Source organism: Pseudomonas sp. 7-41, from assembly GCF_021233075.1.
Classification (GTDB): Bacteria; Pseudomonadota; Gammaproteobacteria; order Pseudomonadales; family Pseudomonadaceae; genus Aquipseudomonas; species Aquipseudomonas veronii.
Map to the genome: position 1 here is coordinate 3,024,895 of NZ_CP089551.1, position 8,296 is coordinate 3,033,190.

At 59.9% G+C, this 8,296-nt stretch carries 8 protein-coding genes; 2 read left to right on the forward strand and 6 right to left on the reverse strand.

Annotated elements, in window-relative coordinates:
• Positions 1 to 13: 13 nt before the first annotated feature.
• The 5 genes from LQ249_RS13625 to LQ249_RS13645 all read right to left on the reverse strand — a co-directional run bounded on the left by LQ249_RS13625 (position 14) and on the right by LQ249_RS13645 (position 5,436).
• The gene (locus LQ249_RS13625) at positions 14 to 1,117 is read right to left on the reverse strand and encodes an ABC transporter ATP-binding protein (RefSeq protein WP_046383191.1); all 1,104 of its coding nucleotides are present in this window, start codon (positions 1,115 to 1,117) and stop codon (positions 14 to 16) included.
• Positions 1,118 to 1,163: 46 nt separating this feature from the next.
• The gene (locus LQ249_RS13630) at positions 1,164 to 1,994 is read right to left on the reverse strand and encodes a carbohydrate ABC transporter permease (protein ID WP_012723930.1); all 831 of its coding nucleotides are present in this window, start codon (positions 1,992 to 1,994) and stop codon (positions 1,164 to 1,166) included.
• 10 nt (positions 1,995 to 2,004) lie between these two features.
• The gene (locus LQ249_RS13635; RefSeq protein ID WP_046385260.1) at positions 2,005 to 2,895 is read right to left on the reverse strand and encodes a carbohydrate ABC transporter permease; all 891 of its coding nucleotides are present in this window, start codon (positions 2,893 to 2,895) and stop codon (positions 2,005 to 2,007) included.
• A 134-nt stretch (positions 2,896 to 3,029) separates the two neighbouring features.
• Positions 3,030 to 4,352, reverse strand: coding sequence for an ABC transporter substrate-binding protein (locus tag LQ249_RS13640; RefSeq protein ID WP_046383192.1), 1,323 nt, complete (start codon positions 4,350 to 4,352; stop codon positions 3,030 to 3,032).
• Positions 4,353 to 4,530: 178 nt separating this feature from the next.
• Entirely contained in the window at positions 4,531 to 5,436 is a 906-nt protein-coding gene (locus LQ249_RS13645) for an AraC family transcriptional regulator (protein WP_017848432.1), read from the reverse strand.
• A gap of 245 nt (positions 5,437 to 5,681) precedes the next feature.
• Here LQ249_RS13645 and LQ249_RS13650 point away from each other — a divergent pair, with 245 nt between their 5' ends.
• Positions 5,682 to 6,194: a GNAT family N-acetyltransferase gene (locus LQ249_RS13650; RefSeq protein ID WP_026140209.1), complete on the forward strand. Its 513-nt coding sequence runs from the start codon at positions 5,682 to 5,684 to the stop codon at positions 6,192 to 6,194.
• Positions 6,195 to 6,270: 76 nt separating this feature from the next.
• Here the strand turns inward: LQ249_RS13650 and LQ249_RS13655 are convergent, their stop codons facing one another.
• A complete protein-coding gene (locus tag LQ249_RS13655; RefSeq protein WP_057005252.1) occupies positions 6,271 to 7,560 on the reverse strand; it encodes a glycosyltransferase in 1,290 nt (429 codons plus the stop codon).
• A 170-nt stretch (positions 7,561 to 7,730) separates the two neighbouring features.
• Here LQ249_RS13655 and tpx point away from each other — a divergent pair, with 170 nt between their 5' ends.
• Positions 7,731 to 8,231 (forward strand): thiol peroxidase, encoded by a 501-nt coding sequence (tpx, locus tag LQ249_RS13660; protein ID WP_017848435.1) that lies wholly within the window; start codon positions 7,731 to 7,733, stop codon positions 8,229 to 8,231.
• Positions 8,232 to 8,296: the final 65 nt, after the last annotated feature.

Sequence of the window (8,296 nt, forward strand, 5' to 3'; positions counted from 1 at the left end):
AACTCTCGCGAAATCAGGCGGCGGCGCGCAGTGGGCGGGTGACGGCCACGCCGTCGGTGTCGAACAGGTGGCAGTGCGCCGGGTCCAGGTGCAGGTGCAGCGTCTCGCCATACTGGCTGGCCATGTCGCCGCGAATCCGCATGGTCAGCGGCTCGCCGTTGGCGGTGATGACGTGGCAGAAGGTGTCGCTGCCCAGGCGCTCGCCGACGTCGGCGGTGACGGTCAGGCCGGCCTGGCCCGGCGCGGCGATCTCCAGGTGTTCCGGGCGAATGCCCAGGGTCACCGCGCTGCCCACGCTCAAGGTGGCGCCGCTCAGCGGCAGGCTGATCAAGCTGCCGGCGTCCAGTTGCACGTCGCAGCCCTGGCCCTCGACCCGCGTGACCTTGCCCTTGAGGAAGCCCATTTTCGGCGTGCCGAGAAAGCCCGCGACAAACAGGTTGGCCGGCTGGTGATACAGCTCCAGTGGCGAGCCGACCTGCTCGATGCGGCCGCTGTTGAGCACCACCACTTTGTCGGCCAGGGTCATGGCTTCGACCTGGTCGTGGGTCACGTAGATCATGGTTGCTTGCAGCTCTTTATGCAGGCGCGCCAGTTCCAGGCGCATCTGCACGCGCAGCGCAGCGTCGAGGTTGGACAGCGGTTCGTCGAACAGGAAGATCTTCGGGTTGCGCACAATCGCCCGGCCGATCGCCACGCGCTGGCGTTGGCCGCCGGACAGCTGCTTGGGCTTGCGCTCCAGCAGTGGGCCCAGTTCGAGGATGCGCGCCGCTTCGCTGACTTTGCTCTCTACCAGCTTTTTGTCGACGCCGGCCAGGTCGAGGGCAAACGACATGTTCTTGCGCACGCTCATGTGCGGGTACAGCGCGTAGGTCTGGAACACCATCGCCAGGTCGCGCTTGGCCGGGGTGACTTCGGTGATGTCGCGGCCATCGAGCTCAATGGTGCCTTCGCTGACTTCTTCCAGGCCGGCGATCAGCCGCAGCAGCGTGGATTTACCGCAACCCGACGGGCCGACGAAGACCACGAACTCCTTGTCGTTCACTTCCAGGTCGATGCCCTTGATGATGGAAAAGCCTTCGAAGCCTTTTTGCAGATTCTTGATTTTCAGGTTGGCCATGGGATGGGCCTCCGCTTCTGAATTCGTTTTTGTTAGAGAGAAGTCGTTATTTCACGGCGCCGAAGGACAACCCGCGCACCAGCTGTTTCTGGCTGATCCAGCCAAAAATCAGGATCGGCGCGCAGGCCAGGGTCGACACGGCCGACAATTTGGCCCAGAACAAGCCTTCGGGACTGGAGTAGGAGGCGATCAGCGCGGTCAGCGGCGCGGCAGTCGACGAGGTCAGGTTCAGCGACCAGAACGCCTCGTTCCAGCACAGGATCAGCGACAGCAGCACCGTGGACGCCAGCCCGCCCTTGGCGATCGGCAGCAGCACGCGGACCATCTCCTGCCACAGGGTGGCGCCGTCCAGGCGGGCGGCTTCGAGGATGTCTTTGGGGATGTCCTTGAAGTAGGTGTAAACCATCCACACCACGATCGGCAGGTTGATCAGGGTGTAGATGATGATCAGCGCGATACGCGTATCCAGCAGGCCAAAGCTCTTGGCCAGCAGGTAGATCGGCATCAATACGCCCACCGGTGGCAGCATCTTGGTCGACAGCATCCACAGCAGGGTGCCCTTGGTGCGTTGGGTCTCGTAGAACGCCATGGAGTAGGCCGCCGGCACCGAGATCAGCAGGCACAAGGCGGTGGCGCTGAACGAAATCAGCACCGAGTTCCACGCGTAGCTGAAGTAGTTGCTGCGTTCGTTGATGTGCAGGTAGTTCTCCAGCGTCGGCGTGAAGATGAACTGCGGCGGCGTGGCGAACGCGTCGATCTCGGTCTTGAAGCTGGTCAGCACCATCCAGAAGATCGGGAAGAAGATCAGGATCGCGATGGCCCAGGCCAGGGTGCCGAGCAGCAGGCTTTGCAGGCGGCGGGATTGTTGAAGCGTCATGGCGCGGCCCTCAAGGCTTGTCAGTCAGGTTTTTGCCGATCATCCGCACCAGGATGATCGCCGCGATGTTGGCGATGACCACGGCAATCAAGCCGCCGGCCGAGGCCATGCCCACATCGAACTGCACCAGCGCCTGGTTGTAGATCAGGTAGGCGAGGTTGGTCGAGGCGTAGCCGGGGCCGCCGTTGGTGGTGGTGAAGATTTCGGCGAACACCGAGAGCAGGAAGATCGTTTCGATCATCACCACCACGGCAATCGGGCGCGCCAGGTGGGGCAGGGTCAGGTGCCAGAAGATCGCGATGGCGCCGGCGCCGTCCAGGCGTGCGGCTTCCTTTTGTTCCTGGTCGAGGGACTGCATGGCGGTCATCAGCAGCAGGATCGCGAAGGGCAGCCATTGCCACGAGACGATGATGATGATCGACAGCAGTGGGTAATGCGCCAGCCAATCCACCGGCTGCGCGCCGAACAGCTTCCACACGGCGGCGAGAATCCCCGACACCGGGTGGAAAATCAGGTTCTTCCAGATCAGCGCACCGACGGTGGGCATGATGAAGAACGGCGAGATCAACAACACCCGCACCAGGCCGCGGCCGAAGAACTCACTGGCCTCCAGCAGGGCGCTGATCAATACGCCGAACACCACGCTGATCAGCAGCACGCTGCCCACCAGCAACAGGGTATTGGTGGCGCCGGGCAGGAAGCCCGAATCGGTGATGAAGTAGGTGAAGTTCTCCAGCCCCACGAACTGGTTTTCGCCGGGGTAGAGCAGGTTGTAGCGGATCAGCGAAAAGTACAGGGTCATGCCCAGCGGCACGATCATCCACAGTAGCAGCAAGGCTACCGAGGGGCTGACGAGAAACCAGCCGGGGTTGGCCAGGCGGCTTTTGCGTGTTGTATTCATGGTGATCAAGACCGATTAGAGGCAGGTGCGCAAAACTCCTGTAGGAGCGAGCTTGCTCGCGAAGGTATTTCAGGCGCATGTCGGCGTCGGATGTACCTTTTTCGCGAGCAAGCTCGCTCCTACAGAATCGGGGGTTACTTGGGATAACCGGCCCGCTTCATTTCACGCTCGGTGGTGGTCTGCGCGGCGCTCAAGGCTTGATCCACGGTTTGCTGACCGGTCAGCGCACCCGAGAAGAACTTGCCGACCTGGGTACCGATCGCCTGGAACTCAGGAATGGTCACCAGTTGGATACCGATATACGGCACCGGCTTGAGCGTCGGTTGGGTCGGGTCGGCGACTTTCAGCGATTCCAGGGTGACCTTGGCGAACGGCGCGGCCTGCATGTACGCGTCGCTGTAGGTCGACTTGCGCGTCCCTGGTGGGACGTTGGCGATGCCGTCGGTCTTGGCAACCAGGGCGCCGTATTCCTTGGAAGTCGCCCAACTGGTGAACAGCTTGGCGGCGTCCTTGGCTTTGGAGCTGGTCGGGATCGCCAGGCTCCAGGAGTACAGCCACGAGGTGCCTTTGTCAGTCTTCTCGTGGGGGGCGAAGGTGAAGCCGACGTGGTCCGCCACCTTGCTTTGGGTCTTGTCGGTGACGAACGAGCCGGCCACGCTGGCGTCGACCCAGATCGCGCACTTGCCGCTGTTGAACAGGGCGAGGTTTTCGTTGAAACCGTTGCTCGAAGCGCCCGGCGGGCCGGATTTCTTCATGTTGTCGACGTAGAAGTTCAGCGCGTCCTTCCATTCGGGGCCATTGAATTCAGGCTGCCATTTTTCGTCGAACCAGCGCGCGCCATAGCCGTTGGCCAGGGTGGTGATCAGCGCCATGTTTTCACCCCAACCGGCTTTGCCGCGCAGGCACAGGCCGTATTGTTCTTTGGTTTTGTCGGTGAGTTTTGCCGCGTATTCACCGATCTGCGTCCAGGTCGGGTGCTCGGGCATGCTCAGCCCGGCGTCCTTGAACAGGTCGGTGCGGTAATAGGTGATCGAACTTTCGGCATAGAACGGTAGGGCGTACAACGAACCCTTGACGGACAAACCGTCACGCACGGAAGGGAACACATCGTCGAGGTCGTAGGACGCCGGCAGGTCCTTCATCGGTTCCAGCCAGCCCTTGGCGCCCCAGAGTGCGGCTTCGTACATGCCGATGGTCAACACGTCGAACTGCCCGCCCTGGGTGGCGATGTCGGTGGTCAAGCGTTGGCGCAGGACGTTTTCTTCGAGCACCACCCAATTCAACTTGATGTCCGGGTGCTCGGCCTCGAAGGTCTTCGAGAGCTTTTGCATGCGGATCATGTCGCTGTTGTTGACGGTGGCAATGGTCAGGGTTTGCGCGCCAAGGCTGACGGCGCTGAGGGTCATGCATGCCGTCATGCAAGAACAGGCAAGCAGTGTTTTTGCTGTGAACTTCATCGCGCACTCCTTTTCTGCGCCCAGGGGCTGCAGAAGGACAGTTATTGTTGTTGTGTCTTCCCACGCGGAGCCAGGAAGAGTGTGCGTTGATTACAGCCCTCAAATGGGGGGTGTGACAAATCCTTGGGCGCACTGGGACTGATACTTTTTTGTACTCGCTCACCAAAAGCCGAAACGATTAAGCCAGGTTCTGTTCGGTGAGCCGCTGCACCGCCAGGCGCCGGTAGTGGGAAGGCGTCATGCCTTTAAGTTGCTGGAAGCGGCGATTGAAGTTGGAAATGTTGTTGAACCCCGACTCGAAGCACACATCGGTGACGGCCTTGTCGCCATCGGCCAGCAGTTCGCAGGATTTGCTGATGCGCAGGCGATTGACGAATTCGATAAACGTGCGCCCGGTGGCCTGCTTGAACACCCGCGAGAAATACGTCGGTTTCATCCCCAGGTAGTCGGCCACTTCCTCCAGTGACAACTCCCGTGCGTAATGCGCAAAGATGTAGTCCACCGCCCGGTTGGTGCGGTCGATGCTGTGTTCGTCGGCCAGTTGCGGCGTGGTCACGCCGGACAGCAGTTGGTAGTCCTCACACGCGCTCAACACGTCCAGCAGGATAAAGAAGTGCCCCAGGCGCGCCATGCCCTGGGCGTCCTCGATGCGTTGCATGAGTGTCATGGCCTGGGCGATGGTCTTCTTGCAGCGAAACTCGATGCCGGACTGCGCCCGCTCCAGTAGCGGCGCGAGGGTCTTGAGCTCAGTAAAAATGTGACTGCCGTTCTCAAGCAGCTCATCGGTGAAATTCACCAGCATGTCGCGCTTGGGCACTACTTCGTCTTCCTCGACCTGGCTGATCCAGTTGTGAGGCAGGTTGGGGCCGGTAAGGAACAGGCTTTCCGGGTAGAAGTTGCCGATGTAGTCGCCGATGAACACCTTGCCGGAACTGGCGACGATCAGGTGCAGCTCGTATTCCTTATGGAAATGCCAGCGCACCAACGGGCAAGGGAAACCGTGCTGGCGATAGATGATGGACAGACCGTTGTGATCGTCCATCAGCTCGTAGGAAGGGTCGGTGATTCGCGTTGCTCGGGTCATGCTGCCGTCGCTTTATTGTGGTTGCGCTCCGCAATAATGCCCCCTTGTGTGCTGTCGCTGCCAGCGGCAAGTTGGTTGGAGCATCCCTGAAGGCCGTTTTGGGTTATCGGCGACTTAATATATTTCACTGGCCTGTGCTATTAACAAAAGCGTTTACGAGCAGGCGTCGTGCTAATCGAGAGGGCATGGTCGCTAGGAGCAAAGAAGCGTTTTATCTGAAACAGAACACGAACAAGGAGTTGGTTATGATTCGTGATGCACTGCCCAAGGACGCGAAGAGCATTGCTGATGTTCATGTCAGTAGCTGGCAACACGCTTATGCGAATCTGATGCCGGCTGATTTTTTGGCCTCGCTGACTGCGACATTGCCAAAAAGGGAGGCTTATTGGGCTCAGGCAATCGAAAGCAAAGACTCTGACGTTTTAGTTTCAGAGGTGGATGGAAACGTTGTCGGTTGGATTTCAGTGGGCCGTTGCCGTGATGAAGACAAGCCCGCAGCGGAGTCGGGAGAGGTCATGGCTATCTATATTTTGGCAGCGTATTGGGGTAAAGGAATCGGTGCCAAATTGTGGGAGTCAGGTTTAAACCGTTTGTTTGATCAAGGTTATAAAAATATTACCTTATGGGTTTTATCTGCAAACGAAAGAGCTGTTCGCTTTTATCAGGGGCTCGGCGGAAGAGAAGAGCCTGGCAGCCGTCGCACGCTGGTCCGTGGTGGCGTGTCGCTGGATGAGGTGAGGTATGTTTGGGGACGTTAAGGTTTAGGGCTGCCCCGAGTGACGTGCCGCGCAGCGGCGGCACGTCGAAGTTACGATATTCACGCTTCCCGATGCGCTAAAGGTTACGGTTTTTTGCCTCGATCCACTGCGACATGTATTGCGTACTTTTGTGGGCATGGTGGCGCAGCATGCTACCGGTGAAATTATTTCGGCGGTGGGCGGCGAGGTCGTTGCGGCACTGCTCCAGGCATTCCACCAACGCGGGGCCGTGGATGTTTTGGTCATACCGGCGGGCCAGGAGTTGGCGCCCGTGCTCCTGGGCCTGGGTCCAGCGTTCGCGGTCTTGGTAAAGGCTCACGGCGGCATCGGCCAACGCCATGGCGCTGTGGGCGATTGCCCCCGGCCACGGTTGCTCGTCGCCCATGGCTTCGGCGCCGACCGGTGTGGTGATATTCGGCGTGCCGCAGAGCATGGCATCCACCAGCTTGCCCTTGATCCCCGCACCGAAGCGCAACGGCGCCAGGCAGATGCGCGCCGCTGTCATCACTTGCAGGGCATCCTCGGCCCAGTTCATCACATGAAACCCCTGGGCCGCGTTGTGTAGGGCCGTCGCCTTGGGCGGGGTGTAGGCACCATAGATATGCAACTGGGCGCCTGGCAGTTGCTGGCGGATCAACGGCCACAGACTGTTCTTCATCCAGAGCACGGCATCCCAGTTCGGCGCGTGACGGAAGTTGCCGATGCTGAGGAAGTGCGCGCGCTCGTCAAAGGGGGCGAATGCTTCGGTTGGCGGCTCGAGCATCAATGGGCACCAGTGGAGCAGGGCGGCGGGCACCTTGAAGTGTTCGGTGAGCAGGCGGATTTCCACGTCGGAGATCATCAGGCTGATGTCGCAGCGATAGATGGCCGCGATCTCGCGCTTGGCCAGGTCAGTGTCGGCCATGCGCTGGAACTCGTCTTCCAGGCCCGGTGCGAACAAGGCGCTGAAGTCATCGTTGCCCGGTTGCGCCTTGAGGTCGTCCTTGAGCCGCTGCTGGCGTGCGTCGCGCAGGCTTTGCAGGTCGGAGGTTTCCAGCACCCGCAACGCTGCGGGGCAGTGCTTCTCGACGCGCCAGCCGAACTGTTCTTCCATCATGAAGCGGTCGAACAGCACGATGTCCGGGGCCAGTTCGCGGATAAAGTCGTCGAAACTGCTGTTATTGAGTTCGATGGCGCACTCGGTGATACCGAGTGCCGGCAGGTCGGCTTTGTGCTCGCCGATGGTCGCTGGGCTGCTGAAGGTAATATCCCAACCTTGTGTAAGAAAAGTTTCGAGAATCTGCATCATATGCCCGCCGGCGGCCGAGGAGCGCGGTTCCGGCCAGACATAACCAATGACCAGGACTTTGGTGGCGGGCTGATTCATCAACAACAGATTCCTTGAGCGGGGACGAAAACCGCGCAATTAAACCACAACCGCCCGCGTGCCCGGCGAGACATGACAATTTGTGTCTGGCGGTAGGTCGCCACGGCACTTTGTGGTTAACTTCCGCCTCTCGAATTCGTTTAACCAAACCCAGCATAAGGATTCCGTTCATGGCTCAAGTCACCCTTCGTGGTAACCCCGTCCAAGTTGAAGGCGAACTGCCGCAAACCGGCTCCAAGGCGCCAGACTTCACCCTGACCGCCGGCGATCTGTCGGACGTGACCCTGGCCACCTTCGCCGGCAAGCGCAAAGTGCTGAACATCTTCCCAAGCGTCGACACCCCGACCTGTGCCACGTCGGTACGCACGTTCAACGCCCAGGCCGACAAAGTGGCCAACACCGTGGTGCTGTGCATCTCCTCTGACCTGCCGTTTGCCCAGAAGCGTTTTTGCGGCACCGAAGGCCTGGACAACGTGCAGAGCCTGTCGGACTTCCGCAACGCTGATTTCGCCGTTGACTACGGCGTTTCGATTGCTGACGGCCCGCTCCGGGCTCTGACCGCCCGTGCCGTCGTTGTGCTGGATGAAAACGACAATGTACTGCACAGCGAACTGGTCCCTGAAATCGGCCAAGAGCCAAACTACGAAGCAGCCCTGGCTGTTTTGAAGTAACTGTTTCTGCGCATTACTGTCGTTATGCAGTAACACTGCGCGGTACATAATTGCGGCCTGGCCTA